Source organism: Amycolatopsis albidoflavus (assembly GCF_039525725.1).
In the GTDB taxonomy this organism is placed as follows: domain Bacteria; phylum Actinomycetota; class Actinomycetes; order Mycobacteriales; family Pseudonocardiaceae; genus Amycolatopsis; species Amycolatopsis albidoflava.
The window spans coordinates 595,792-621,509 of record NZ_BAAAHV010000009.1 but is presented as its reverse complement, the minus strand read 5'-3'; the positions used below and the strand labels follow the sequence as shown (position 1 = coordinate 621,509).

The following is a 25,718-nucleotide window of genomic DNA, read 5'->3' as shown; positions in this document are numbered from 1 at the left end:
GGGGAACCCTGAGGGACTCTGAGTCCCTCAGGGTTCCCCTCACGGACGGTCTAGCAGCGTGGCCAGTGCGGCGGGGGCGGCTGCAGCACCGCTGAGTGGGTGCCAGCGGGCACCTGATTCCCGGGCGAAGCGTTCGGCTTCCTCGCAGTCTTCGGCTGGGGCCAGGATCAATAGTTCTTCGCAGGCGCGGGCGGCGGCCAACGGGTCCTCGTCATCTGTTGCTCGGCAATCCGAGAGCAGGAGAATCGTTTTTCTGGCTGCTCGCGAGGAAGTTAGTTGTTCATTCGCTTTCCGCAAAGCCGCCGCCAGGGCTGTTACTCCGTGGCCTCGCAGCGACAGGACCGAATCCACTACCGACGCCTTCGAGCGGGAAGAGCGTAGCGGGCGGATTACCTCTGCGGTTCGGGCGAAGGAAACCACTGCATGTTCCGCTGGTGCTCGCCATGAACACGCCGCAGCGGTGAGGGCAGCGGCGGCCAGGCGGGCTCCGGTCATGGAGCCGCTGGTGTCGATTACCAAGCACAGGGCCAATTCGGGGCGTGCCCACCGGCGGGCTATCAGGTCGTCCAGGGCTGGGACTCCGCCTACTGCGGCCGCGTCTACCAATGCGGGCAGGGAGCGGTCCAGGTCTAGTTCGCCGCCTCGGTCGGCTCGGTCTCGGCGTAGTTTTCCTACCCCTCGGGCTCGGGCGACGCCGCGGCGTGCGACGTCGATCATCAGGCGGCTGGCTAGGCCTCGGGCGGCTGCGCGCAAGGACTCGTCGGTGGCTTTGCTCATCTCGACTAGCAAGGCCATTGCCTCGTCCGCATCCTCACGGAACGCCGCACTGAAGGCTTCTTCGTCCAGTACGCCGACTTCGGGCGAGATTTCCGCGAAGCGGCCGTTGCGGGAGAGTTCGGAGCGCGGTGTGGTGCTGCTCCGCGCGGAGCCTGGCCGGGGTGACCGCTGCTGTTGGCCCGCCGGTGGCGGGCTCAGGCTTCCCCCGGCGGGTCACCGTCCTTCGAGTCCGGTGGAGGGGATTCCGTGCCGAAGACTGCGACGTACAACTCGTCGATTACTGATTCCGCAGTGCGACCGCTGGATTCGTGCAAGGCGATCCGGCCGGACAGGGCGGCCAGTGCGGCGTCGTGGCCGATTCGCCAGTCCGTGGCGGAAGCGCCGCGGATTCGGGCCAGGGAAACTGCCAGGCGTACGACGTCGATGGCGCCGCGTACGGAGGAGCCGACTCGGACATCGCTGTGGTCGCGGGTGCGGCGGACCAGATCTACTACCTGGTCTCGCCATTCTGCGGGAACCGGCGGGCTGCGGCGGGCGACGATGTCGGCTTCCTCGTCTTGGCTTTGGTAGCCCATGACGATTCGGCAGACGCGATCGTAAATCGCCGACGAGATTCGGGCGGTGCCGACTGCGTCGAAGGGGTTCATCGCGGCTACCAAACGGAAACCGTCCGCTGCGCGTACTCGACCCAGGCGCGGCACGTGGAGTTCGGCTTCCGACATTACCGTGATCAGGACGTTGAGGGTCTCCTCCGGGATTCGGTTGACTTCCTCGACGTACAGCAGGCCGCCGGTGCGCAGGGCTTCGATCAGCGGACCGTCCACAAAGGTCTCTGGCACGTAGCCTTCGGCGAGTACTCGCGAAGGGTCGAATTGTCCGACGAGGCGGGCAGGGGTCAGTTCCGCGTTGCCTTCGACGAAGACGAACGGTGAGCCGCCTGCTTCCGCGACTGCGCGCAGGAGCGTGGTTTTTCCGGTGCCTGGCGGGCCTTCCAGCACGACGTGTGCGCCGCAGTCGAGACCGGCCAGGAGCAGTTCGATTTCGCGGCGGCGGCCGACGACATCGGCGGTCAACAGGGGAACCGCGGACTGCGGGCCGGAAACCGGCCCGCAGTCCGCCGACAAAGCCGTCACGGTGCGTCGTGGACCAGCACGCCGCGCACGTTCCGGCCCTCCAGCAGATCGTCGTACCCCTGGTTGACCTCTTCCAGGGTGTACGTGCGGGTGATGATCTCGTCCAGCTTCAGGTCCCCGCTCTGGTACAGCCCGAGGATCTTCGGGATGTCCACGGTCGGGTTGCAGTCGCCGAACAGGCTGCCCTTCACGGTCTTCTTGAACAGCGTCAGGATCGAGCCGGGGAGGTTGACGTTGTTGACCGACAGTTTGTTCAGCCCGGTCAGCACGATCGTGCCGCCCTTGCCGGTGGCGTTGAACGCGCCGGTCACGATCTCCTCGGTGACGATGCCCGCGGTCACGATCGTCTTGTCCGCGCCGTTGCCGTTGGTGAACGACTGCGCCAGCTCGGCCGCTTCCTCCGGCGTCGCGACCGCGTGCGTCGCGCCGAGTTCCATGGCCTTTTCGCGCTTGTTCTCCAGCGGGTCCAGCGCGATCACGTTCTTCGCGCCGGCGTAGCGCGCGCCCTGCACCGCGTTGATGCCGATGCCGCCGACGCCGGACACGATCACCGTCTCGCCCGGGCGTACGTTGGCCGCGTTGACCGCCGAACCCCATCCGGTCGGGACGCCGCAGCCGACCAGCACCGCCTTGTCGAGCGGCAGGTCGTCGTCGACCTTCACGACCGAGTTCTGGTGGATCGTCGAGTACTGGCTGAACGTGCCGAGCATGCACATCGCGCCGTACTGCTTGACCGGGCCGGGGCCGCTGAACGGGAACCGCTCGCCGGGCAGGTAGCCCTCGAGGATCGTGGCGCCCATGTCGCAGATCGCCTGCTGCCCGGTGGAACACCAGCGGCACACGCCGCAGTTCGGGATGAACGAGCACACCACGTGGTCGCCCGGCTTGACCCGGGTGACGCCGGGGCCGACGTCCTCGATGATGCCCGCGCCCTCGTGGCCGAGCACCATCGGCAGCCGGGCCTCCAGGTCGCCGTGCGCGATGTGCACGTCCGAGTGGCACAGGCCGGCGTGCGTGTACCGGATCAGCACCTCGCCCTCGCCGGGGCCTTCGAGGTCGAGTTCGACCACCTCGATCGGCTTGCCCACCTCGTAGACGACTGCGGCTTTCGTCTTCATCGGGAACTCCTTTGTTCGAGCGGGCGGATCACAGCGCGATGTTCACGGACTTGGTCTGGGTGTAGAGGTCGAGCGCGGCCGCGCCCAGCTCCCGGCCCCAGCCGGACTGCTTGTAGCCGCCGAACGGCATCGCCGTGTCGAAGCCGTTGTACTGGTTGACCCACACCGAGCCTGCCTTCAGTTCCTTCGCAGTACGGTGCGCCTTCGCGACGTCGCGTGTCCAGACCCCGGCAGCCAGTCCGTACTCGCTGTTGTTGGCCGCGGCGGCCACGCCCTGTTCGGCGTTGAACGGCATGGCCGCCACGACCGGGCCGAAGATTTCTTCCCGGACGATGCTGAATTCCGGTTTCACGTCAACGAAAACGGTCGGCTCGATGAAGCATCCGGTGTCGCCCCAGCGTTTTCCGCCGGTGAGCGCGCGGGCGCCGTCGGCGAGGCCTTCGCCGAGATAGCGCGAAACGCGGTCGAACTGCTCCTGGGAAACCATCGGGCCCAGCTGGGTTTCCGGGTCGAGGCCCGGCCCGATTTTCACCTGGCTCGCCGCCTGCGCGACCGCCTGGGTGAACTCCTCGAAGATCGTGTCCTCCACGTACAGCCGCGTTCCGGCGACGCAGCACTGGCCGTGGTTGAACATCCACGCGTTGACCGAGCCGGGCACCGCGAGGTCGAGATCGGCGTCGGCGAACACCACGTTCGGGCTCTTTCCGCCCAGCTCCAGCGAAACCTTCTTCAGGTTTCCGCTCGCCGCCTGGACGATCTTCTTGCCCACCTCGGTCGAACCGGTGAACGCGACCTTGTCCACGCCTTCGTGCGCGGCCAGCGCGGCCCCGGCGTCGCCGAAGCCGGTGACGATGTTGACCACGCCGGGCGGGAATCCGGCTTCCTCGAACAGCTTGCCCAGCAGCAGCGCGGTCAGCGGCGTCTGTTCGGCGGGCTTGAGCACCACGGTGTTGCCCGCGGCGAGCGCCGGCGCGATCTTCCACGCGGCCATCAGCAGCGGGAAGTTCCACGGGATGATCTGCCCGCACACGCCGACCGGCTCGCGCAGCGTGTAGGCGTGGAACTGCGCGTCCGGCGCGAACGGCATCGACACGTTCACCGTGCTGCCTTCGATCTTGGTCGCCCAGCCCGCGTAGTAGCGGAAGACGTCGGCGGCCCAGTTCGTGTCCACCGCCGTCGCGATGGCCGCGGACTTGCCGTTGTCGAGCGCTTCCAGCTGGCCGAAGATCTCCGCCCGCTCGGACAGCAGATCGCCGATGCGCCAGATCAGCCGTTCGCGTTCGTTCGGCTTCATCGCGGCCCACGGGCCCGCGTCGAACGCCTTGCGCGCGGCGGCGACGGCGCGGTTGACGTCCTCGGCCTCGCCGTGCGCGACCTCGGCGATCTTCTCCCCGGTGGCCGGGTCGTAGGTCGGGAACGTCCGGCCCGACGCGGCCGGGACCCAGCGCCCGCCGATCAAGAGCTCCAGCGGGCCGGACACGAACTCCCGGACCTGGGTGTGCAGGGGGAATTCCACCGTTGCGGTCACCTGGCGCCTCCTCACTTCGTTGTGATGGAGGTCATCGTCACCCGGCGGACCGGGGGCGAAGTGTTACAGAAGTGGACAGTCGTCGGTCACACCCAGCGCCTGCATCCGGCGATAGAGCGTGGTGCGGCTGATGCCGAGTTCGCGGGCCGCGCGCAGCTTGTTGCCTTCGCTGGCGCGCAACGCCGTGACAATCGCGTTCCGTTCGGCGAGTTCGCGCCCGCCGAGCTGCCTCGTGCGGGAACTGCCGCGGCACGCGGGCGGCAGCTGGGCGAGGTCGATCACCCCCGTGTACGGAAGGCGGGACACTTCGCGCATCACCGCGCGCAGCTCGTGCAAGTTGCCCGGCCACGGATGCGTGCGCAGCGCGGCCAGCGCGGTGCCGGTGAAGTGCGGTTTCCGGTCCGGATATTCGTCGCGGAGCATCGTCACGGCGATCGCGGGCAGGTCGTCGAGGCGCTCGCGCAGCGGGACGAGAGCGACGGTTTCCGCGCACCTTGCCGCGATCGCCGCGACGGCTGGGGACATCGCGTCTGACGGGACGGAAGTGAGCAGCAACCGGGCCGATTCCGGGTTGTCGAGCGCCTCGCCGACCAACGGGAGCAGGCTCTCCGGAAGCAGGTGCACGTCGTCCAGGACAACGGCGGTGTGCGGCTGCGCGACGAGGTCAGTGAATCTTGCTGCCCAGGCTCGGGGTTCCTCGCGGAGCGCGGCGGCGGCGTGCAGGACGACCGGATCGTCCACGCCGGCTCGCGCACGGGCCGCGGTGGTGCGGCCGGTGCCCGGTTCGCCTGTGACGAGGACCGAGCGTGCTGGTTTTGTCGCGGCAGGGGCCGGTTTTCGGCTGCTGCTCGGTGCCTTCGCGATCCGGAAGACGGCACCGTCCGTCGAACCTTCGACGCGTTCGGCTACGACCGAAAGACTGATTCCGTCACCCACATCGAGGCGAGTGTCGAATACTCCGCGTTCCGGGACTTGCGGCAACAGCGTGCGCAGCAGGGTCGGATCGGCCGGCCTCAACTGTTCGATGCAGGTCTCGTTGGCGAACACCAAATCCCCGCCGAGTACCGCGACCGGGACGCTGCGGTGGTGCGTGGCCTGCTGGAACGCCAGGAAGAGCCGCCTTTCGCAGGCACGGGCGCTCTCCAGCACAAGCTGTTCGATGTCGCCGACGACGCGTTTCACCAGCGGCCCGAAAAGCGGGTTGCCACTGTCGCTCTCGCCGGTGATGTCGAGGACGCCTTCGATGCGCCCGGTGAGCGGATGGCGGATCGGGTGGCCGTAGCAGCTGAACCGCTTCAACGCGTCGGCGTAGTGCTCCTGGCCGTGGATTTCCACCGCCTGGCGCGATTCGTGCGGCGTGCCGAGCGCGTTCGTGCCGACACGGCCCTCGCTGAGCTGCGACCCGTGCAGCACGCCGAGGTCTTCCAGTTGGCGCTGCAGGCCGCGGTCGCCGAACCAGCGGAAGACGAGCCGGCAGTCGCGGTCGGCGAGCAGGATGGAGAACCGGGTGCCGGTGAGCTGCTCGACGAGCTGGTCCAGCACCGGGCGGGCGGCGGTCATCAGCCGGCTGCGCGGATCGACCTCGGCGATCGAAATCGCGGCCCGGTCCAGCTCCGGCTCCACGCCGAACAGCCGGGACCGGCGCCACGAATCGGCGATCGGCGGCCGCAGGACGGCGGAGCCCTGCGACGGTATCCCTCCGAGCGACACTGCTCCTCCCGACTACCGGACGGCGACGTAGCGGTTCGTGTGACAGTACCTTCGCGGATCGACAAGTTCCAGACGTGCGTCTTTCTCGGCCCAGTCTGTCCTTTGTGGACACTGGTACGATCGGGTGGGTGCTGCGGCGTTTTCTGATGCTCCTCGTCCTGGCGTCCGGCTGGGCCGAGTGGGAACACTGGCGATCCTCGCGTCGCGGAATGGGCGACCGTCCCGGGACGGCGGGCACCGGCGAGGCGGTCGTCGTGCTGGGGTACCGAAACGGCGGGTCGCGGGCCAATTTCGTGAACCGCTGGCGAGTCCGGGCGGCAGTACGTTCCCAGGCACCCGGCCTGTCGCGGCTGGTGCTGTGCGGCGGCGCTGTCGGCGGCGCGGAGGCGGAGGCCGTGCTGATGGCGCGGTATGCGCGGGCGTACGGCTACCGCGGCGAGCTGGTGCTGGAGACGGAGAGCCGGTCGACGTGGGAGAACGTGCTCGGCGCAGTGCCGCTGATCGAGGACGCGGACCGGATCAAGATCGTCTCGAATTCCTTGCACGCGGAGAAAGCACGCCACTACCTGCGGAAGCAGCGGCCGGACCTGGCGGAGCGGCTGGTGCCCGCGGCGGATTACCGGTTCGGGGAACTGCTGGCGGTGAAGCCGGTGCTGGCGGTGCTGGGGAAACAGAGGTTGCTGCGACTGCGGCAGTGAGCCGCGGCCATCCCGCCACGGTGAGCCGCGACTGCGGCGATGAACTGCGGCTGCGGCGATGAGCCGCGGCTGCACCGGTGAACTGCGGCTGCACCGGTGAACTGCGGCTGCAGCGATGAGCCGCGGCTGCAGCGATGAGCCGCGACTGCGGCCGTGAACTGCGGCCATCCCGCCACGGTGAGCCGCAGCTGCACCGGCGAACTGCGGCAGCGGTGGTGAGCCGCGGCCATCCCGCCGCAGCGCGCCCGAACCCAGCGCTAGCCGGGGCGCTCGCCGCGGCTGCCTCTCCGCAGCTCGGCACCCTGCCGCGGACAACGGGCTCCGGGCTCGTGAGTGGCAATGCCGGTTAGAACCCGGGTGCCATGTTTCAGGACCTCACGGACAGATGTGTTTCAGGACTTCGTGGACGGTTTGTGGTTGGTGAGGCGTTGGTAGCGTACTGATCTGTTGAGGGTGAGCTGGCGGGCGAGGGTGTCGCCGGTCATGACGGTGACGCGGTCTGCTTGCCAGTAGACGGTGGCGGTGTGTCCGGCCCAGTGGCGTCCGAGGACGATGGAGCAGCCGGAGAACGCGATGACGCCGGTGGCGGAGACGGGGCGGGCGGTGACGCCGCTGGGCCGGTGCGGGCCGGTGGCGGAGAGAGCTTTCGGTCGGGCGTCGTAACGCTGCCGGGGTGTCTGGCCGTCGAGGCTCTGGTGGCGGCGGTGGTTGTAGATCCGCCGGTAGTCCTCGAGCAGGTGTTGCAGGTCGGCGAGGGTGTCGGCGGGCGGTCGGGCGGCGAGCCATTTCCGCAGGGTCTGGTGGGCGCGTTCGTCTTTGCCGCAGGTTTGCGGGTGGTGCGGGGTGGAGGCGATGGCGGTGATCCCTCGCTCGGCGAGGCGGCGTTCGAGGTCGACCATGCGGCCGCGGTGTTTGCCGGAGAAGGCCAGTCCGTTGTCCGAGAGCAGCCGGACGGGCAGGCCGTGGCCGGCGAAGGCCTGTTGCAGCGCGGCCCAGGTGTCGGCGCCGTTCTCGCTGGCCGCGGCGTAGGCGCCGACGTCGAGGCGGGAGTGGTCGTCGAGGATCTGGACGATGCAGACTTTGGTGCCGTCGGCGAGGCAGTGCTCCATGCCGTCGATCTGCCAGCAGCCGTTGGGGTCGGCGTATTCGAACCGGCGCCGCGTTCGCGGTTTCTTGCGGGGTTGCGGGACGATCTGGCCGCGGGCGCGCAGGATCCGGTAGACCGAGGACTGCGAGGGCACGGGGGTGGTTCCGGCGTCTTCGAGTCGCCAGCGGATCGAGATCGGGCCGTTGTCGAGTCCTTCGTCGGCGAGTTCTTTGCGGGCCCGCAGCACCGCCTCGGCCGCCGCCGGCCCGAACGCGGTCGGGCGGCGGTGCGGGGCGGTGCTGCGGCGGGTGAACCCGTCGGCTCCCTCGTCCCGGAACCGGGCCAGGTATTTGTAGAAGGTGTCCCGGGACAGGCCGTGCTCGCGGCAGAACCTCGCGATGTTGACGTTTTCGCCTGAGGCGGCGCGGGCGACCGCGGCGACGAACTCGGGATCCATCGAAAACCCTGCTCTGCCCATCGACGCATGATCACCACGAAACAACTGGTCACCACGCCGACAGGCCGGTCAGTGTCCGCGATGTCCTGAAACATCAACTGTTCACGATGTCCTGAACTGGAGCAGCCGGTTAGAACCGGGATCGCCGCTCACGAGACCCCAGCAGCTCCCGGCAGATGCGCGTTGATCTTGGCCACCAACGCTTCCAGCCCGGCCCGCTCGTCCGGTTCGAGCGACGCGAAGACCATCTCGTCCGCCTCGGCCAGCACCGCATCCAGCCCCGCGACCAGGCCGAGCCCGGCTGGCGTGGCGAAGACCCGCTTGCGCCCGCCCTCCGTACGGCGCTCGACCAGACCGCGGCGCTCCAGCCCCTTCAGCAGCAGGGAGACATTCGCGGGCGTCGTGTAACTCATCTCCGCGACGTCTCGCTGGATGACGCCAGGCTGCCGCTCCAGGTAGCCGAGCACCATGGCCTGTTCGAAGGTGAGGTCGCGCGTGCGGCTCCATTCCTCGATCCGCTTGCGCTGCACCCAGCGAATCGACCGGAAAAGGTCGCCCGGCAGCGTCTCCGGCTGCCTTTTCCGGCTCGAAGTTAAGTCTTTAACTCTTGACTGGACGAGTGGAAGGAAGACCTCGTCGACGATCGACCGGATCCGCGCGGGCCGGGGCGGCGCGAGATCCAGCAGCAAGTCGTGGCGCACCAGCTGGAACGGCAATTCGAGCACCGCGGCGGAGAGGTGCGCCAGGTCGATCTCGCCCCGGTCGTGCGCGCGCTGGTAGATCGCCCCTTGCGGGAGCAGCCGGTCGCCGATGATCTGGTCGCGGACTTCGCCCGGGGTGGTGCCGGCGCCGAACGACAGCCCGGAGAAAGCCGCGGCGGCCGCGATGGCGAGGAATCCGGCCAGCGCTTCGCTGGTCGCGGTCAGGTACGCGAGCAGATCGCCGCGCAAGCTTCCGGTGTCCGGGGCGGCGATCGGGTTGACGTCGCGGTGCCGCCGCATCGCGGCCAGCACGAGCTCATCCTTGTTGGCCCACCGCCGATAGAGCACGGCCTCGCTCGTGCGGGCGCGCACGGCCACCGATTCCATGGTCAGCCGCGCGTATCCGGCTTCGACCAGTTCGTCCCATCCGGCGGCCAGCAACGCGGATTCCAGCTCCTCGCCGCGGCGGCGGCGGACGGTTTCAGGGGCCACCTGGCCCACAGTAGAAAGGTTTGTCTTTCTTAGCAAGTTTCCCTACCCTGGCGGACAGGAGTTCTTCGGAGCCAGGGGGTAGAAATTGTCCACGCCAGAATTTCCAGTCCTGATCGCCGGAGCGGGCCCGACCGGGCTCACGCTGGCCTGCGAACTCGCCCGGCGCGGCGTCGCGTTCCGGCTGATCGAAGCGTCGCCTGGCCTTCGCCCGGGCTCGCGCGGCAAGGGTCTGCAGCCGCGCAGCCTCGAGGTGTTCGACGACCTCGGCGTCATCGACCGCATCCTCGCCAACGGCAAGGCAGCGATGCCGATCCGCCTGACCAGCCCGGACGGCCAGACGAGCGGCGGCCCGACCTACGAGCAGCGGCTCGATGTTCCTTACCCCGCAACGGTCATCACGCCGCAATGGCGGGTCGAAGAAACCCTCGGCCTGCGGCTGGCCGAACTCGGCGGCACAGTCGAATTCGGCACCGCACTCGAAAGTTTCGACCAATCCGCCGACGCCGTGACGGCAGTGCTGCGCACCGGCGACCAGACCGAAACCGTCCGCGCGGAGTGGTTGATCGGCTGCGACGGCGGCCGCGGCGTCGTCCGCAAACAGGCCGGGATCGCGTTCGAAGGCGAGACGGACGAGCGGATCCGGATGATCGTCGCCGACCTGGCCGTCGACGGCCTCGACCGCGACGCCTGGCACATGTGGCGCTGCGACGAGGGTTTCGTCAGCCTCTGCCCGCTGCCGTCCACCGAGCTGTTCCAGTACCAAGCGCCCATCCTCGGCGAATCCGACCTCGACCTCGCCACCCTGCAAACGATCTTCGACCGGCGAAGCGGCCGCACCGACCTCCGCCTGCACAAACCGGAATGGACGTCCGTGTGGCGCTCCAACACCCGCCTGGCCGACCGATACCGCGAAGGCCGCGTCTTCCTCGCCGGCGACGCCGCGCACGTGCACTCCCCCGCCGGCGGCCAGGGCATGAACACCGGCATCCAGGACGCGCACAACCTGGGCTGGAAACTCGCCGCCGGGGTACCGGCACTGCTGGACACCTACGAGTCCGAACGCCGCCCGATCGCCATCGGCGTGCTGCAGCTGTCGACCGCACGGCTGGCCGAAGCCGCCAAACAGAAGAGCATCCCCATCCGCAGCGACCGGGACACGACCCAGCTCAACGTCAACTACCGCGGTTCCGTCCTGGCCCGCGACGACCGCGCCGATTCCGCCCAGCTCCGCGCAGGCGATCGCGCCCCCGACGCCCCCGGCCTCACCACCACGACCGGCAAATGCCGCCTCTTCGACCTCACCCGCGGCGGCCAATTCACCCTGCTGAACTTCGGCCCCCGCTTCGAGTCCGCCGTCCGCACCTTCCATGTCGTTCCCGAAGCCGCCGCCGAGGACGAGATCGCGGATTCCGCCGGCCACCTGGCCCGCGCATACTCCCCGACCGACCGCACCCTCGTCCTGCTCCGCCCCGACGGCTACGTCGGCCTGATCTCGGACGCGGGCGACTTCGCCGCTGTCACGGAGTACCTGCTCTAGCCTCTTCCCATGTCCGCCCCCGACGAACTGGCCGCGACGCTGTACGGCGCGGTCAGCCTGATCGCCCGCAGGCTGCGCCAGAGCCAGGTCACGGCCGAACTGTCCCTGCCGGAACGCTCCGCACTGGCCCGCCTGAACCGCGACGGCCCCGCCACCACCGCCGCGCTAGCCCGCGCCGAGCAAATCACCCCGCAAGCCATGAGCGCGACCATCAGCGGCCTGTCCACGCGAGGCTTCGTAACCCGGGCCCCAGACCCCGCCGACGGACGCCAGATGATCGTCTCGCTTACCCCCGAGGGCGTTGAGGTACTGCGCGCCCGCCGCGATGCCCGGATGCGCCAGTTCGCGGCTTCGCTCAGCACGAGCTTTTCGCCGCAGGAGCTGGCGGTGCTGAAGGAAGCGGCCCCGTTGCTGGAACGGTTGGGCCAGACGTTCTGACCCCTCGTCCGTCCACTGTGGAACCCGGATGCGCTTCGTCCGCTTCCTGGTATCCTGGCCGACGGACAGCAGACTCGATCAAGAGGATTCCTATCGTGGCAGGTGAAGACGACATCTCCGGGTGAGCCCGGGGCACGGGCCATCACGGCACCGGCCCCTCGCTGATCCCTGCGCGGCACAAGACCGCGCGTGGAGATTCCCCGTGCAGGTCAGGCGATCTACGTCACAAGACCCACGGGCTGCGAGGCATCCGATCACCGGCGAACGCGCCGATCGGATGAAGCCCAGGCACCAGCCGGGCGGCAGGTCGCGAACGGCCCTTCCCAGTCGTCCACACCACCACCAGCAGGACAAACACGCCCTGCCGATCCACCGCGAGGCCGCACCATGTCCGATCTTCGTATCGTCCTGTCCGGGATCTCCTTCTCCTGGCCCGACGACACCCTCGTCTTCGACCAGCTCTCCGCCACCTTCCCGGCGGGCCGCACCGGGCTCGTCGCGCCCAACGGGGCCGGGAAGTCCACTCTGCTGAAGCTCGTCGCCGGGCAGCTCAAGCCCGCGGCGGGCAGTGTCACCGTCGACGGGGTGCTCGGGTATCTCCCCCAGGACCTGCCGCTCACCGCGGACCGCACGGTCGCCGAGGTGCTCGGCATCGACGCGATCCTCAAGGCCATCACCGCCGTCGAGGAGGGCGACGCGGCCGAGGAGCACTTCACCGCCATCGGCGCGGACTGGGACATCGAGGACCGCACCCGCGCGCAGCTCGACCGGCTCGGGTTGGGCGACCTCACGCTCGACCGGCTGCTCGGCACGCTCAGCGGCGGCCAGGTCGTCTCCCTCGGGCTCGCCGCCCAGCTGTTGCGCGACCCGGACGTCCTGCTGCTCGACGAGCCGACCAACAACCTCGACCACACCGCGCGCCAGCAGCTTTACGACGTGCTTTCCGACTGGTCCGGCTGCTTGCTCGTGGTCAGCCACGACCGCGCGCTGCTCGACCGGATGGACCGGATCGCCGAGCTTGGCGCGGACGAAATCCGGTTCTACGGCGGCAATTTCACCGAATACGAGCAGACCGTGCAGGCCGAACGCGAGGTCGCGGAAAAGAATATCCGCAACGCCGAACAAGAGGTCAAACGCGAGAAGCGCGAAATGCAGCAAGCCAGGGAACGCGCGGACAAACGGGCGAGCAACGCGAAGCGCAATCTGTCCAGCGCTGGTCTGCCGAAGATCTTCGCGGGGACGATGAAGCGCAACGCGCAGGAGTCCGCGGCGAAGGCGGACGGCACGCACGCGGCGCGGGTCAGCGCGGCGAAGGCCAAGCTGGACCAGGCGGAACGGTCGTTGCGAGAGGATCAGAAGATCAGCCTGGAGCTGCCCAAAACGGCGGTACCGGCCGGGCGGACCTTGTTCGACGGCAAGCATCTTCGGGTGCGCGGGCTGTTCGCGGGCGAGGGTGCGGATCTGTCGATCCGGGGTCCCGAACGCATCGCGCTCACCGGGCCGAACGGCGTGGGCAAGTCGACGTTGCTGCGGCTCATGCACGGCACGCTCACGCCGGACGCGGGCGAGATCAGCCGGGCGGACGGGCGGATCGCGTATTTGTCGCAGCGGCTCGATTTGCTGGATCCGGAACGCACGGTCGCGGAGAATCTTGCCGGCGCAGCACCGGAAATGCTGCCCGCGGACCGGATGAATCTGCTGGCGCGCTTCCTGTTCCGCGGCGCGCGAGCGCACTTGCCGGTCGGAGTGCTGTCCGGCGGCGAACGGTTGCGCGCGACGCTCGCGTGCGTTCTCTTCGCCGAGCCTGCCCCGCAACTGCTGCTGCTCGACGAGCCGACGAACAACCTCGACCTGGTCAGCGCCGGCCAGCTGGAAAGCGCGCTCAACGCCTACCAGGGCGGGTTCGTGGTGGTCAGCCACGACGAGCGGTTCCTGGCCGAGATCGGCGTCGACCGCTGGCTGCGGCTGGAAAACGGGCAGCTGCGGGAAACGGCCGGGATCACGGAATGACCGCCCTGCGCGCGCACGAGATCGTGCGGGTGCTCGGGGAACGGCGCGTGCTCGACGGAGTGTCGGTCACCGCCGCCCCGGGTCGCCGGATCGGGGTGATCGGCGAGAACGGCACCGGGAAATCGACGCTGCTGCGGGTGCTCGCGGGGGTGGACCAGCCCGATCGGGGCGAGGTCGAAAGGCCGCCGGATCTTGGCTTCCTGCACCAGGAAATGCCGTTCGACCCAGGCGAGACAGTCGCCGACGTCCTCGATCAAGCCCTCGCCGCGGCCCGCGAAGTGCTGGCCGAGCTTGACCGAGTCGCGGCGCTGCTCGCCGAAGCGCCCGAAGATGCCGCGCTGCTGACCGAGTACGCCGAGTTGCTCGACCAGGCCCAGCAACACGAGGCGTGGGACGCGGACCGGCGCGCGGAGATCGTGCTCACCGGGCTGGGGCTCGAAGGGATCGACCGAGAGCGCACGCTCGGCTCCCTTTCCGGCGGCCAGCGCGGACGACTCGCCCTGACCGGGCTGCTGGTGCGCCGTCCGTCCGCGGTGCTGCTCGACGAACCGACCAACCACCTCGACGCCGAAGCCGCCGCGTTTCTCGAGGCCCAGCTGCGCGAATTGCCCGGAACGGTCGTGTTCGCGAGCCACGACCGGGCGTTTCTCGACGCGGTGTGCACCGACATCCTCGACCTCGACCCGGCCCCGGACGGCCCGGTGCGCCACGGCGGCACCTACACCGACTACCTCGGCTGGAAGCGGGCCGAACGCGAGCGTTGGGAACGGCAGTACGTCGAGGAGCAGGAAGAACTGGAGGAACTGCGCGACGCGCTCGGCGTCACCGCGCATCGGGTCGCGCCGGGCCGCCTCGCGCCGGACAACGAGAAAATGGGTCTCGGCCGCCGGTCCGGGCGCGTGCAGAACCAGATCTCCCGGCGAACCCGGGCCACCACGCGACGGCTGGACGAGCGGGAACGCGCCCAGCTTCCCGCGCCACCGCCGCCGCTCCGGTTCCGTCCGCACGCGCTGGCGGCCGAGAATCCGCGAGAAACCCTTGCGACGCTGGATAATGTGCACCTGCCAGCCCGGCTGTCCGTAGACCGGCTGGAGATCCAGGCGGACACCCGGCTGCTGGTCACGGGCCCGAACGGCGCGGGAAAGTCAACGCTGCTCCTGCTCCTGTCCGGAGATCTCACCGCGGAAGGCGTAACCCGGCAGCCCGACCTCAGCACCGGATTCCTCAGTCAAGACACCACTTTCGCCCGCCCGCAACGCACCGCCCGCGCCACCTACCTCGCCGCACTGGGTCCGGAACGCGTCGCAACCGTCCCGCTGAACTCATTGGGGCTGCTGACAAATCGCGAAGCTTCCCGACCGGTCGGCGAGTTGTCCGTCGGGCAGCGCCGCCGTCTCGCGCTCGCGCTCCTCATCGCCGACCCGCCGCACCTGCTCCTGCTCGATGAACCCACCAACCACCTCTCCCCCACGCTGTGCGACGAACTGGAGGACGCCCTCGGCACCAGCCCGGGCGCGATCGTCGCCGCCACGCACGACCGGCGGCTGCGCGAAAACTGGAGCGGGCAAGTCCTCCATATCGGACCCGACCACCGCGCTAGGCCGTTAGAGTGATCCGCGCCGGGCGGATGTCCAGTGGAAGGCCCGGGCGACGACCACTCCGCGGAACATCCGCCGCGAAGGGAACGAATGATGCACGAAACCTTGCGCCGCCACGTCGACTCCGGATTCATCCCGGGCGCGGTAGCCCTCGTCGCCCGCGGCGACGACGTCCAGGTGACCGCGCTGGGCTCTCTCGACGTCGAAGGCACCGCGCCGATGGCCCGCGACTCCATCTTCCGGATCGCCTCCATCACCAAGCCGATCATCGCGGCTGCCGTGCTGATGCTGGTCGAGGACGGCCGGTTCGACCTCGACACCCCCGTCGCGGAATGGCTGCCCGAACTGGCCGATCCGCTGGTCGTGCGGACGCCGCAAAGCCCGGTCGACGACGTCGTGCCCGCCGAAAGGCCGATCACCGTCCGCGACCTGCTGACCTCCCGCGCCGGCTACGGCTTCCCGTCGGACTTCTCCCTGCCGCAGGTCCAGGAGCTGTTCACGGTCCAGACCGACGGCCGCGAGGTCCGGCTGCGCCCGGAGCCCGACGAGTGGCTCGCCCGGCTGGCGCGCATCCCGCTGCTGCACCAGCCCGGCGAGGCGTGGCTGTACGACACCTGCTCTGACCTGCAAGGCATCCTGATCGCCCGCGCGTCCGGCCAGTCGCTGCCGGACTTCCTCGCCGAGCGGGTGTTCGAGCCGCTCGGCATGGCCGACACCGCGTTCGAGGTCCCCGAGGCCAAACGACACCGGTTCGCGAGCTACTACCGCGAAGGCGAGAACGGCCTGGAGCTGGCCGACGCCCCGGACGGCCAGTGGCGCGAGGTGCCGCTGTTCCCCGCCGGATCCGGCGGGCTCGCGGGCACCGTCGACGATTGGCACCGCTTTGCCCGAATGCTCCTTTCCGACGGCGAAGGATTGCTGTCGAAGGAATCCGTGAGGCAGATGACGACCAACCACCTCACCGCGGAGCAGATCGCGGCCAACCCGGTCTTCCTCGAAGGCCAGGGCTGGGGGTTCGGCGGAGCGGTCGACGTCGAGCCGACGCAGCCATGGCAGGTCCCGGGACGCTACGGCTGGGTCGGCGGCACCGGCACCAGCGCGTACCTGACGCCTTCGACCGGTTCGGTGGCGATTCTTCTCACCCAGCGCGCGGTGGACGGACCCGGTGGCATACCGCACATGCAGGACTTTTGGCGCGAGGCGGCCGCGCCGCGGTGATCCGCCGCGGGTCGCGCACTGTACTGTGGCCCGCGGGCACGAGGCAACGACGAGGGGTCAGACGTGGGCATCTTCGACAAGATCCGCGGCGAGTTCATCGACATCATCGAGTGGACCGACGACAGCCGGGACACCATCGTGTGGCGCTTCCCGCGCTACGACAACGAGATCAAGATGGGCGCCAAGCTCACCGTCCGCGAATCGCAGGCCGCGGTGTTCGTGAACGAGGGCCAGGTCGCCGACGCCTACCCGCCGGGCATGTACACGCTGCAGACGCAGAACATGCCGATCATGTCCACCCTCAAGGGCTGGAAGTACGGCTTCAACTCGCCGTTCAAGGCCGAGGTGTACTTCGTCAACACCCGGCAGTTCACCGACCTCAAATGGGGCACGCAGAACCCGGTCATCCTGCGCGACCCCGAGTTCGGCATGGTCCGGCTGCGCGCGTTCGGCGGGTACGCGATCCGGGTCGTCGAGCCGGTCGCGCTGCTGAAGGAACTGGCCGGCACCGACCCGCAGTTCCGCACCGAAGAGGTGTCGGACTACCTGCGCAGCATGGTCATCAGCAAGCTCGGGCCCGCGATCGCGGCCGCCCAGGTGCCGATGCTCGACCTGGTCACCCAGCAGGACCAGATCGCGGGCAAGATCGCAGTCGCGCTGAACCTCGAACTGCGCGAGGTCGGCATCGAGATCTCGAAGTTCATGATCGAGAACATCTCGGTGCCGCCCGAGGTCGAGGCCGCGATGGACAAGCGGACCCAGATGGGCGTGGTCGGCGACCTCGACCAGTACACGAAGTTCCAGTCCGCGAACGCGATCGAGGCGGCGGCGAACAACCAGGGCGGCGCGGGCGAGGGCCTGGGCATCGGCCTCGGCATGGCGCTCGGCCAGCGCGCGGCCGGACCGCAGCAGCAGCCCGCCCCGCAGCAGTACCAGCAGCAGGCTCCCCAGCAATACCAGCAGGCCCCGCAGCAGCCGCAGTACCAGCAGCAGGCTCCGCCGCAGATGCCGCCGCCGCTGCCGCAGAGCGAGCAGTGGTTCATCGGCGCGAACGGCCAGCAGCTCGGCCCGTTCGACCGCGCGGGCCTCGGCCAGCAGATCTCGGCGGGCACGCTCGCCAAGGACACCCTGGTGTGGAAGGCGGGCATGGCCCAGTGGACCGCGGCCGCGCAGGTGCCGGAGGTGTCGGCGCTGTTCGGCGCGACCCCGCCGCCGCTGCCGCCGTCCTGAGCCGCATCAACCTTCTGGGGGACCCATGACTGAACCGCGCTTCCCGCAGGAAGGCGTGGCCAACACGACCTATCCGTGCGGAGGCTGCGGCGCGCGGCTGGAGTTCGCGCCGGGCACGACGGCCATGCAGTGCCCGTACTGCGGATTCCGGCAGGAGATCGCGGCCGGCGAGCGGGAGATCCGCGAGATCCCGTTCGCCGAGCTGGCGAACCTGGCGCGCAAGCCGGTGGGGTCGATCGGCAAGTACGTCTTCGTGTGCCAGCGGTGCGCGGCCAGGACGGAAACGAACGAGACCGCCAGCATGTGCCAGTTCTGCGGCGCGCCGCTGGTCATCGAGCCAGGAGCGTCCGGCCAGCTGGTCCCGGAGGGTGTGCTGCCGTTCGCGTTCGACCGTCCCGCGGTCAGCACGCACCTGAAGAAGTGGACGTCTTCGCGCTGGTTCGCACCGACCGCGTTGAAGAAGGTCACCACCGCCGAGTCCACGAAGAGCACCTACATCCCGCATTGGACGTACGACTCGCAGACCGTGTCGGTCTACACCGGCGCGCGCGGCGAGTACTACTACGTCACCGAGAGCTACTACGAGAACGGCGAGCGCAAGACGCGCCAAGTGCGCCATACCCGCTGGTACCCGGCGCGCGGGCAGGTCGCGCGGAACTTCGACGACGTCCTGGTCCCGGCGAGCACCCAGCTGCCGCTGCCGGAGCTGGACAAGCTCGCGCCGTGGCCGCTGCTCGACTCCGCGCCGTACCAGCCACAGTTCCTCTCCGGGCACTTCGCGCTGCGGTACGACGTGGAACCGGAGAACGGCTTCGAAGAGGCGAAAAACCGGATGGCCCCGGTCATCGCCGACGACTGCAAATACGACATCGGCGGCGACACCCAGCAGCTGAATTCGGTCGACACGCGGCACAACAACGTGACCTTCAAGCTGATGCTGCTCCCGGTGTGGGTCGCGACCTATGTGTACGCCGGGAAGAACTGGCAGATCCTCGTCAACGGCCGCACCGGCGAGATCCACGGCCAGCGTCCGTGGAGCAAGGTCAAGATCGCCATCGCGGTGGTCATCGCGCTGATCGTGATCGCGGCGATCGTCTACCTCGTCGCGACGAAGGGCCACAGCACCGGCACGACGCACCATTCCGTTACGCACCACTGAGTTTTCGAAGGAAGTGATGTGCCGTGCTGATGGGCATGGTTCTCGGCGACCGCTTCTCCCGCGTTTCGCGGGAGCACGCGGGTACGCCGCTGTCTTGACCGGCGGGAATCCTCGCCTGCTCTCCGCGAAGCGTCGACGGCTTACTAGCCCTTCGACCCTTCCCGGGAGCATCCATGTCCACCGTCCAGTGGACCGAAAACGGAACAATCCACACTGCCCGCTGGCATTCCGGAAACGGAACTCCGCCGCCGGGCCGCATTGTCGTCGTCGATGACCGGCTGACCGCTGCGGCGGCACTGCGTTTCGCTCGCGCTGGCACCGGAATGCTCTGGCGCGGCGACTTTCCCCACGCACGACAGCTGGTGCGCGCCATGGACCGCCGGCTTCCGCAGCGCTCGGGTTCTTTCGCCGAGGTGCGTTCAGCGCGCTCGGAACGCGCGACGCTGCTAGGAAAAGTCCTGGTCTCAGTAGAGATCGACCATTCGCTGCACCTCCGCCGAGCCCCCGACATCCGAGCCGCCTGCGAGCACGCGTTCGGCGGTTTACCCGGCACGTTGATCTCGTTGCGTGAGCTGCTCGGCGCCCTGAGCGCTTATCAATGGCATCAGAAAGGCATACACATCAAGGCTTTGAACGCTCGGCTGTATCCCGCGTACAGCGTGTTCGCTCCGACACGCAGCGAGTACCTCGATCTCGTCGCGCGGGAACCGTTGCCGGGCAAGGGTTCCCCGACCGCCTTCGATCTCGGCACCGGCACCGGAGTGCTCGCCGCCATCCTCGCCCGGCGCGGTGCCGCCGAAGTGGTGGCGACCGACCTGAACCCGCGCGCCGTGCGTTGCGCCCGCGACAACCTGCGACGACTCGGCCTGTCCGACCGGGTCCGCGTCGTCGAAGCCGATCTCTGGCCCTCGCGGCAGCGTGCCGATCTGGTCGTCTGCAATCCGCCCTGGCTGCCCGGAAACCCGACTTCGGCATTGGAACTCGGAATCTACGACGCCTCGTCCGCCATGCTGAACCGCTTCCTCGACGGACTCCCGGATCATCTGATGCCGCACGGCGAAGGCTGGCTGATCCTGTCGGACCTCGCCGAACACCTCGGCCTGCGGACCCGGGCCGAATTGCTCGACCGGATCTCCGCGGCCGGTCTCACAGTCGCGGGACGGCGAGAAACCACGCCACGGCACCGAAGCGCCACGGACAGTGCCGATCCCTTGCACGCGCAGCGTGCCCGGGAGCGGACAATGCTGTGGCGGCTAACCATGTCCAGAGCGTGACCCGGCGTTTCCACACTGGACTACACCAATCGAATATCCTCGCCGAAGACACGGGGAGGGACGATGCCCGGACCGGGTTTTGCCGTACCACGCCGGGACTTCGTGCGGACACTGCTGCATCGCGGCAGCCCGCCGGAGCGGCCGGACGCCGGCGAGGACCTCGCCGCGGTCGGTGACGCGACGCTGGCCCGCGCCGCGCGGTACTGGGTCGTCGTTCCGGTCGCCTACCGGATCGCCGCGTTCGTGAAGGTGTTCATCGGGTTCGCCGCGGCCAACGGCAGCACCGGGCTGGTTCCGGTGCTGCCCGCGGCCGCGCTGGGCGTCGCCGCGAACGCCGCGTTCCTGTGGTGGCTGCTGCGTTCCGGCGGGCTGCCCGCGCGGCGGACGCGGCGGGTGCTCACCATGGACCTCGGCGCCGGGCTCCTGCTGAACCTGCTGATCGCGGTGCTCGCGCCGGACTCGGTGCAGCCGTTCGCGATCGACGTCACCTGGACGTGGCTGGTCGGCTCGGTGGCGATGTGGGCTGGGACCTCCGGGCTGCCCGCCGCGTTGCTGCTGCTCGCCGCGGCCGTCCCGGTGCGCGTCCTGCTGACCCTGGCGGGCGGGCTGCGGCTGGACGACCATCTCGCGATCAACCGGTCGATCGGCTGTCTCGTCGCGCTGGCCGTGTCGATCGTGGTGGCGTGCGGGATCCTGGTGCTGCTGGGAGTCGGCACTCGGTTCGCGCTCGACATCGGCCTGCGCCGCGGTCAGGAAGCCGAACGCAAGCGCACGCAGCGGTTGCTGCACGACAGCGTGCTCCAGACGCTGGAAGCGCTCGCGATCGCCCCGTCCGACGACGCCGACCACGCCGCCGAACGGCTCGCCCAGCTGCGCTCGGTCGCGCATGCCGAGGCGGCCGAACTCCGCCGGAGCATCACCGAACCGATCGAACCGCGCACGAGACGCGGCTTCGTGGTCGAACTGGCCGACGTCGCCGCCGACATGGCCCGCGAGGGTCTGCGCACTCAGCTCGTGGCCGCCGATTTCGCTGACGACGACCGTCTTTCCGCCGATCGCCGCACCGCGATGTGCGAGGCAGTACGAGAAGCGTTGCGAAACACGGTCAAGCACGCCGGAACCAGTCGCGTCGTGCTCCGGGTGGAAGAACGCGACGGCGGGACCGCGGTGGTCGCCCGAGACCAGGGCCGCGGCTTCGACGTCCGCGAACGCGGCCCGGGATTCGGCATCCGGCAGTCCATCGAAGCACGCCTGGCGGAGGTCGGAGGCACCGGACAGGTGGAATCGACGCCGGGGCACGGGACCCGGGTCACGCTGTGGGTGCCGCACTGACCGGAAGCCTTTCCCGATGACCGGAACGAGATCGGTTCCGCGCTGCCCGGCCACGACGTTTTGGGGAAAAACCGGATCGGGACGCGCATTATTCAATCCCTCTTTCGCGCACTTGCGTAACCATTTGATAACAAACAACCTCGATTCCATGCACCCCGTTCGTAGGTTCACATTCCGTCTTCCCGAGGCCGATAATGGAGGGTCTTGCACCTTCAGGCCCAGCAGCGGGAGCGCTTGCATGGACACGCCGGACGAGGCACGCACGAATCGGACCGAGCGGAATCGCCGGATGCTCGAATCCTGGCGGGCAGGCGCGTCGATCACCGAGATCGCCAGGGAACACGGCCTGTCGCTGAGCTGGACCGGACGCCTGCTGCGCCAGGAAGGCGCCGTCCTGCCGGAAATCCGCCAGGGCGTGCGCCGGGAACTCGACGTGCCGCGAATAGTCCACGAGTACCAAGCCGGATCTACTATTCAGAGCATCGCGGACACGCATCAGGCGTCCTACGGAACTATCCGTCGCTTGCTGCTCCGGGAAAAAGTCACCATACGCCCACACGGCGGTCAGAATGCTCTCGTTCGGCGCATGCCTGGTGACACCCAGCGTCACTGAGCCCGAATGTGGTGGGTGACTCGGACCTCTTTTCGTTCCTTTTGCCGCCCGGAACAGGTAGGGAGGAATAATCGGGGGTGTGGAATGACTGAAGCGCGGCCAGGAGCGGCAGTGGCATCCGGCAGACCAGTGCGGGCGCCGGTCCAGCTTCCGCCCGCGCCGCCCGTGCTCCTCGGCCGCACCGCCGAACTGGCCCGGCTGGACGAAATCCGGCTCCGGTCCGACCCCGCCCCGTCGGTCGTCGTGCTCACCGGCGTCGGCGGAATCGGCAAAACAGCCCTCGCCCTGCACTGGCTGCACACCCATCGCACTCGTTTCCCCGACGGCATCCTGTGCACGAGATTTTCCGCCGGAGGAAACGAAACCGCGGAATCCACCAGCGGCGCCTTGCACGGATTCCTGACCGCGCTGGGAGTTCCGGCCGACGACATCCCCGCTTCGCTCGCCCAGCGGGCCGCCGAATTCCGCGCGGTGACCGCAGATCGACGCTTCGCCGTGCTGCTCGACGACGTCGTGCACAGCGCCGACGCCCGCGCCGTGCTGCCGTCCAGCGCGAACGCGGTCGTGCTCGTCACCAGCCGGTCCCAGCTGACCAGCCTCGCGCTGGACGGCGCGGAAATCCTTCCGCTCAGCCCGCTTCCGGACCAGCCTGCCCGCGAGGTGCTGGCTCGCGCCGGGCAACGGCACCTCAGCCACGAGGACGCACAAGACCTGCTGGCCGCTTGCGCCGGCCTCCCGCTGGCGCTCGCCATCACCGGAGCGAGGCTGCGCGCCCGCCCAAGACGCCAGCCGCACCAGGAAGCCCGCCGCGGGCGCACCCGGCGGTTCGGCGATTTCACCGATATCGCAACGGTTTTCGACGACTCGTACGCCGCCCTCGACGACTCGGCGGCCCGGCTCTACCGAACCTGCGGCATCCTGCCCGGCCCGCATCACGCCGTCGACGCGCTCGCCGACACGCTCCAGAGTTCGCCCGCCCATCTGGACGACGCCGTCGACGAACTGATCGAAGCCAACCTCCTCCACGAACTGGAGGACGAAACCGTGGCACAGCATGACGTCGTCCGCCACGACGCCCGCGTGCGCGCGGAACACCAGGACGCCGAGGCCGACCGGGATTATCTCGTGCACCGCTACATCCGCTGGTACCGCGACCAGACTGTCACCGCGAGCGCGCTCATCCACCCGTTCCGCCCGACGTTCGCGTCCGAAACCGTTGCGGCGACCGGGTCTTTCACCGACCGGGACCACGCGGTGAGCTGGTGGCGACGAGACCGTTCGGTCATCAACGCGGTCGCGAACGCCGCCTCGGCCCACGGCTGGGACGAGGAGCTGTGGCAGCTCGCCGAGGCGTCCTGGGGATTCTTCTTGCACCACAGGGATTACGAAGCGTTCCTCGAGCTGTGCACAGCCGGGATCGAGGCGGCCCGGCGGTGCGAGCAGCCGTTGGCCGAAGCCCGGTTGCACAATCAAGCTGGATTCGTCTGCGACCAGCTCGGCCGTTACGCCGCAGCCGCCGCGCACAACGCCGTGAGCCTTGAAATCGGCGAACGAGAGCAGCACGGCCCGACCCAGGCCTCCGCGCTGGCCCGGCTCGCCAGGAACGCCCGGAGACAGCAAGAGTGGGAAGCAGCGCTTGAACTGTACGAGCGCAGCGCCCGGAAGCACGCCGAGATCGGACTTCCACGCGGGGTCGGCATGGCTCGTTACCGCCGCGGCGAAGTGCTGATCAAGCTGGGTCGCGACGACGAAGCACTCAGCGAACTGACCGAAGCTACCGCCATCCTCGACGAAGAAGGCGACGCCGCCCAGTTCGCGCGTGCGGTCGTCCCGCTCGCCGCGATCCACGCCCGGCGGGGCGACTACCGCCGGGCGCGCACCGAACTCCTCCAGGCACTCGAAGGCGTCGAACGCCTCCAGTCACCGCATTTCCAGGCCGAGATCCTCACCGCGCTCGCCGGTCTCGAACGCGGCGAGGGCGACGAGACAAGCGCCCAGCGCCATCTCGACGAGGCCCGACGCCTCGGCGGGGACTCCTTCGAGCCGCCGCACTGACCACGCGGCCCCGCCCGGCCAGCAGACCGCCGCGGCGATCGCACCCGGCCATTCCGCTCTCAGCTCGTCGGCCTCGCACCTCGTCGCGGTGCCGGCCCGGACCCGGACCACGACGTCCGCGCCGGCTGCCTGTCGAGGTCCGGCCCGATCCACGTCGACGACCAGCACCGGCATCGCGCGGCGTCCGGGCAACGCGATCCGGACGCGCGCGACGCCAGGGGTCACGCGTCCCACCCCGGCAGCGGCCGGGGCACCGCGGGCAACGGCGGATACGCCAGCGTGTCCGGTTCGGACAACTCCAGCAGCCGGTACATCGCCGACCGCAAAATCCCCGCCGAGCAGTCGATCCTCGTGCTGGCGACCGGCAGCACCTCCGCCGTTAGCCTCGGTGCGGCGGCGATCGCGGCTTCCTCCTGGGGCTCGAGCGGCTGGTCCAGATCCAGCGGTTTCGCGTGCGCCCGCACGACGTCCGCGACGCTCCCGGCCTGTGGCCGCCCGTCCGGCAGCGACGCGAGGGTCACCGGCCGTCCGGTCGCCGCCGCGTAGCCCGTGGTCGAACCGTGATCCCCGATCACCCAGTCAGCCGCGATCATCGTGGCCTGCCATCCCTGCTCAGGCGGGATCACCCGCAGACCCCGGCATCCTTCGAGCCAGGCAGTGACCTGACGGCGCCCGTGCACTGCCCAGACGTTCGGATGCAGCACCGCCGCCACCGCGTAGCGGTCGTCCGGCAGCGCGTTCACGATCGCTTCGTACATCTTCGGGACACGGCCGAACGCCGAGTCAGTGAACCAGGTCGAACTCAGCACCACCAGCCGCCGCGAGCCGACCTTCAGCGCCAGCCGGTATCGCTCCCGCTGCCCGGCCGCCGCCCGCATCCCGTCAAGACAGATATCGCCGGCCACGACGGCCGCGGGTACCGCCTCCGGGCACCGCTCGCGCAGCACTTCGACCTCCGCCTCCGTTCCGAGCGCCAGCACTGACGGGAGCACTCGCCCGCGAAACGTGAGCAGATCTCGGTCCAACGCAGTCGTCTCGATCGTCGCCCCGCCTGCCTTCCGGCTGAACCGACGCCCGGGGACCTGCCCGACCCCGTGCCCGATCAGCATCAGCGGCCCGCGCACCTGGTCGAGGTGGCGGTGGCTGGCCGCCAGCACCAGATCGAACCGGTGCGCCACCGCCTGCTCCCAAGGCAGCACCAGCCCGTGCTGCGCCCGCACGTACTCCTCGACCCCGGCCCACCGGTCGGTGCTGTGCGGCACCGTGAACATCACCTGCACCCGCAGATCCCGTTCGAGCAGCGAGATCAGTTCGACCAGTCGCGTCCCCGCCGTCACGGTCGGAACGACCGCCAGCACCGCGCGGCAATCCGGCCGCGTCACCCGCGACGCGGCGTCGAGACCGATCGGACCGCGAACCCACACGTCGTGCGCCATCTTCATCCCCTCCGTCCAGAACCAAGCCGACGAGCCGAGGCTGCGGCGCGGTTCTGACCGGACGCTTCCCGCCGCTGGACACAAAGGGGACCGATTCCGGACAAGACAATTCCCGGG

Annotated in this window: 20 protein-coding genes; 12 read left to right on the top strand and 8 right to left on the bottom strand. The window is 69.1% G+C overall.

What is annotated here, in order from left to right:
• Nucleotides 1–39 precede the first annotated feature (39 nt).
• The 5 genes from ABD156_RS14700 to ABD156_RS14680 form a co-directional block, all read right to left on the bottom strand.
• A complete protein-coding gene (locus ABD156_RS14700; RefSeq protein WP_344272348.1) occupies nucleotides 40–717 on the bottom strand; it encodes a vWA domain-containing protein in 678 nt (225 codons plus the stop codon).
• A gap of 254 nt (nucleotides 718–971) precedes the next feature.
• Nucleotides 972–1,910 carry an AAA family ATPase gene (locus ABD156_RS14695; protein ID WP_344272276.1) on the bottom strand — a complete coding sequence of 313 codons (939 nt, stop codon included), beginning with the start codon at nucleotides 1,908–1,910 and terminating at the stop codon, nucleotides 972–974.
• Nucleotides 1,907–3,028: an NDMA-dependent alcohol dehydrogenase gene (locus tag ABD156_RS14690; RefSeq protein ID WP_037810481.1), complete on the bottom strand. Its 1,122-nt coding sequence runs from the start codon at nucleotides 3,026–3,028 to the stop codon at nucleotides 1,907–1,909. Before ABD156_RS14690 ends, ABD156_RS14695 begins: the two co-directional genes overlap by 4 nt.
• Before the next feature lie 28 nt (nucleotides 3,029–3,056).
• Nucleotides 3,057–4,556, bottom strand: coding sequence for an aldehyde dehydrogenase family protein (locus ABD156_RS14685; protein WP_344272272.1), 1,500 nt, complete (start codon nucleotides 4,554–4,556; stop codon nucleotides 3,057–3,059).
• A 63-nt stretch (nucleotides 4,557–4,619) separates the two neighbouring features.
• A complete protein-coding gene (locus ABD156_RS14680) occupies nucleotides 4,620–6,266 on the bottom strand; it encodes a sigma-54-dependent Fis family transcriptional regulator (RefSeq protein WP_344272270.1) in 1,647 nt (548 codons plus the stop codon).
• Between the two features lie 128 nt (nucleotides 6,267–6,394).
• Between ABD156_RS14680 and ABD156_RS14675 the strand changes: the two genes are divergently transcribed.
• Entirely contained in the window at nucleotides 6,395–6,964 is a 570-nt protein-coding gene (locus tag ABD156_RS14675; RefSeq protein WP_344272268.1) for a YdcF family protein, read from the top strand.
• A gap of 392 nt (nucleotides 6,965–7,356) precedes the next feature.
• Here the strand turns inward: ABD156_RS14675 and ABD156_RS14670 are convergent, their stop codons facing one another.
• On the bottom strand, nucleotides 7,357–8,508 hold the full coding sequence (locus tag ABD156_RS14670; protein WP_344272264.1) for an integrase core domain-containing protein: 1,152 nt from the start codon (nucleotides 8,506–8,508) through the stop codon (nucleotides 7,357–7,359).
• Nucleotides 8,509–8,657: 149 nt separating this feature from the next.
• The gene (locus tag ABD156_RS14665; protein WP_344272262.1) at nucleotides 8,658–9,701 is read right to left on the bottom strand and encodes a TetR/AcrR family transcriptional regulator C-terminal ligand-binding domain-containing protein; all 1,044 of its coding nucleotides are present in this window, start codon (nucleotides 9,699–9,701) and stop codon (nucleotides 8,658–8,660) included.
• Nucleotides 9,702–9,786: 85 nt separating this feature from the next.
• Between ABD156_RS14665 and ABD156_RS14660 the strand changes: the two genes are divergently transcribed.
• From ABD156_RS14660 to ABD156_RS14610, 11 genes are all read left to right on the top strand, one after another.
• Complete coding sequence (locus tag ABD156_RS14660) at nucleotides 9,787–11,238, top strand: FAD-dependent oxidoreductase (RefSeq protein WP_344272259.1); 1,452 nt, start codon at nucleotides 9,787–9,789, stop codon at nucleotides 11,236–11,238.
• A 9-nt stretch (nucleotides 11,239–11,247) separates the two neighbouring features.
• On the top strand, nucleotides 11,248–11,676 hold the full coding sequence (locus ABD156_RS14655; RefSeq protein ID WP_344272256.1) for a MarR family winged helix-turn-helix transcriptional regulator: 429 nt from the start codon (nucleotides 11,248–11,250) through the stop codon (nucleotides 11,674–11,676).
• 387 nt (nucleotides 11,677–12,063) lie between these two features.
• Nucleotides 12,064–13,686, top strand: coding sequence for a ribosomal protection-like ABC-F family protein (gene abc-f, locus ABD156_RS14650; RefSeq protein ID WP_344272253.1), 1,623 nt, complete (start codon nucleotides 12,064–12,066; stop codon nucleotides 13,684–13,686).
• Nucleotides 13,683–15,299 carry an ABC-F family ATP-binding cassette domain-containing protein gene (locus tag ABD156_RS14645; RefSeq protein WP_344272250.1) on the top strand — a complete coding sequence of 539 codons (1,617 nt, stop codon included), beginning with the start codon at nucleotides 13,683–13,685 and terminating at the stop codon, nucleotides 15,297–15,299. Before abc-f ends, ABD156_RS14645 begins: the two co-directional genes overlap by 4 nt.
• A gap of 78 nt (nucleotides 15,300–15,377) precedes the next feature.
• Entirely contained in the window at nucleotides 15,378–16,502 is a 1,125-nt protein-coding gene (locus ABD156_RS14640) for a serine hydrolase domain-containing protein (RefSeq protein ID WP_425546107.1), read from the top strand.
• Between the two features lie 63 nt (nucleotides 16,503–16,565).
• Entirely contained in the window at nucleotides 16,566–17,732 is a 1,167-nt protein-coding gene (locus ABD156_RS14635) for an SPFH domain-containing protein (RefSeq protein WP_344272244.1), read from the top strand.
• Nucleotides 17,733–17,757: 25 nt separating this feature from the next.
• Nucleotides 17,758–18,891 (top strand): TFIIB-type zinc ribbon-containing protein, encoded by a 1,134-nt coding sequence (locus tag ABD156_RS14630; RefSeq protein WP_344272241.1) that lies wholly within the window; start codon nucleotides 17,758–17,760, stop codon nucleotides 18,889–18,891.
• Between the two features lie 173 nt (nucleotides 18,892–19,064).
• The gene (locus ABD156_RS14625) at nucleotides 19,065–20,165 is read left to right on the top strand and encodes a methyltransferase (RefSeq protein WP_344272239.1); all 1,101 of its coding nucleotides are present in this window, start codon (nucleotides 19,065–19,067) and stop codon (nucleotides 20,163–20,165) included.
• A gap of 63 nt (nucleotides 20,166–20,228) precedes the next feature.
• Nucleotides 20,229–21,497: a sensor histidine kinase gene (locus tag ABD156_RS14620; protein ID WP_344272237.1), complete on the top strand. Its 1,269-nt coding sequence runs from the start codon at nucleotides 20,229–20,231 to the stop codon at nucleotides 21,495–21,497.
• Nucleotides 21,498–21,735: 238 nt separating this feature from the next.
• Nucleotides 21,736–22,110 carry a helix-turn-helix domain-containing protein gene (locus tag ABD156_RS14615; protein WP_344272235.1) on the top strand — a complete coding sequence of 125 codons (375 nt, stop codon included), beginning with the start codon at nucleotides 21,736–21,738 and terminating at the stop codon, nucleotides 22,108–22,110.
• Between the two features lie 111 nt (nucleotides 22,111–22,221).
• A complete protein-coding gene (locus ABD156_RS14610) occupies nucleotides 22,222–24,165 on the top strand; it encodes an NB-ARC domain-containing protein (protein ID WP_344272232.1) in 1,944 nt (647 codons plus the stop codon).
• Nucleotides 24,166–24,386: 221 nt separating this feature from the next.
• Here the strand turns inward: ABD156_RS14610 and ABD156_RS14605 are convergent, their stop codons facing one another.
• Complete coding sequence (locus ABD156_RS14605) at nucleotides 24,387–25,601, bottom strand: hypothetical protein (protein WP_344272230.1); 1,215 nt, start codon at nucleotides 25,599–25,601, stop codon at nucleotides 24,387–24,389.
• Nucleotides 25,602–25,718 lie beyond the last annotated feature (117 nt).

What these genes read in the sequence shown, in the direction of transcription:
- ABD156_RS14700 (WP_344272348.1), bottom strand. Translation starts at nt 717, where the DNA reads ATGATCGACGTCGCACGCCGCGGCGTCGCCCGAGCCCGAGGGGTAGGA.
- ABD156_RS14690 (WP_037810481.1), bottom strand. Translation starts at nt 3,028, where the DNA reads ATGAAGACGAAAGCCGCAGTCGTCTACGAGGTGGGCAAGCCGATCGAG.
- ABD156_RS14670 (WP_344272264.1), bottom strand. Translation starts at nt 8,508, where the DNA reads ATGGATCCCGAGTTCGTCGCCGCGGTCGCCCGCGCCGCCTCAGGCGAA.
- ABD156_RS14655 (WP_344272256.1), top strand. Translation starts at nt 11,248, where the DNA reads ATGTCCGCCCCCGACGAACTGGCCGCGACGCTGTACGGCGCGGTCAGC.
- abc-f (WP_344272253.1), top strand. Translation starts at nt 12,064, where the DNA reads ATGTCCGATCTTCGTATCGTCCTGTCCGGGATCTCCTTCTCCTGGCCC.
- ABD156_RS14645 (WP_344272250.1), top strand. Translation starts at nt 13,683, where the DNA reads ATGACCGCCCTGCGCGCGCACGAGATCGTGCGGGTGCTCGGGGAACGG.
- ABD156_RS14640 (WP_425546107.1), top strand. Translation starts at nt 15,378, where the DNA reads ATGCACGAAACCTTGCGCCGCCACGTCGACTCCGGATTCATCCCGGGC.
- ABD156_RS14630 (WP_344272241.1), top strand. Translation starts at nt 17,758, where the DNA reads ATGACTGAACCGCGCTTCCCGCAGGAAGGCGTGGCCAACACGACCTAT.
- ABD156_RS14625 (WP_344272239.1), top strand. Translation starts at nt 19,065, where the DNA reads ATGTCCACCGTCCAGTGGACCGAAAACGGAACAATCCACACTGCCCGC.
- ABD156_RS14620 (WP_344272237.1), top strand. Translation starts at nt 20,229, where the DNA reads ATGCCCGGACCGGGTTTTGCCGTACCACGCCGGGACTTCGTGCGGACA.
- ABD156_RS14615 (WP_344272235.1), top strand. Translation starts at nt 21,736, where the DNA reads ATGGACACGCCGGACGAGGCACGCACGAATCGGACCGAGCGGAATCGC.
- ABD156_RS14605 (WP_344272230.1), bottom strand. Translation starts at nt 25,601, where the DNA reads ATGGCGCACGACGTGTGGGTTCGCGGTCCGATCGGTCTCGACGCCGCG.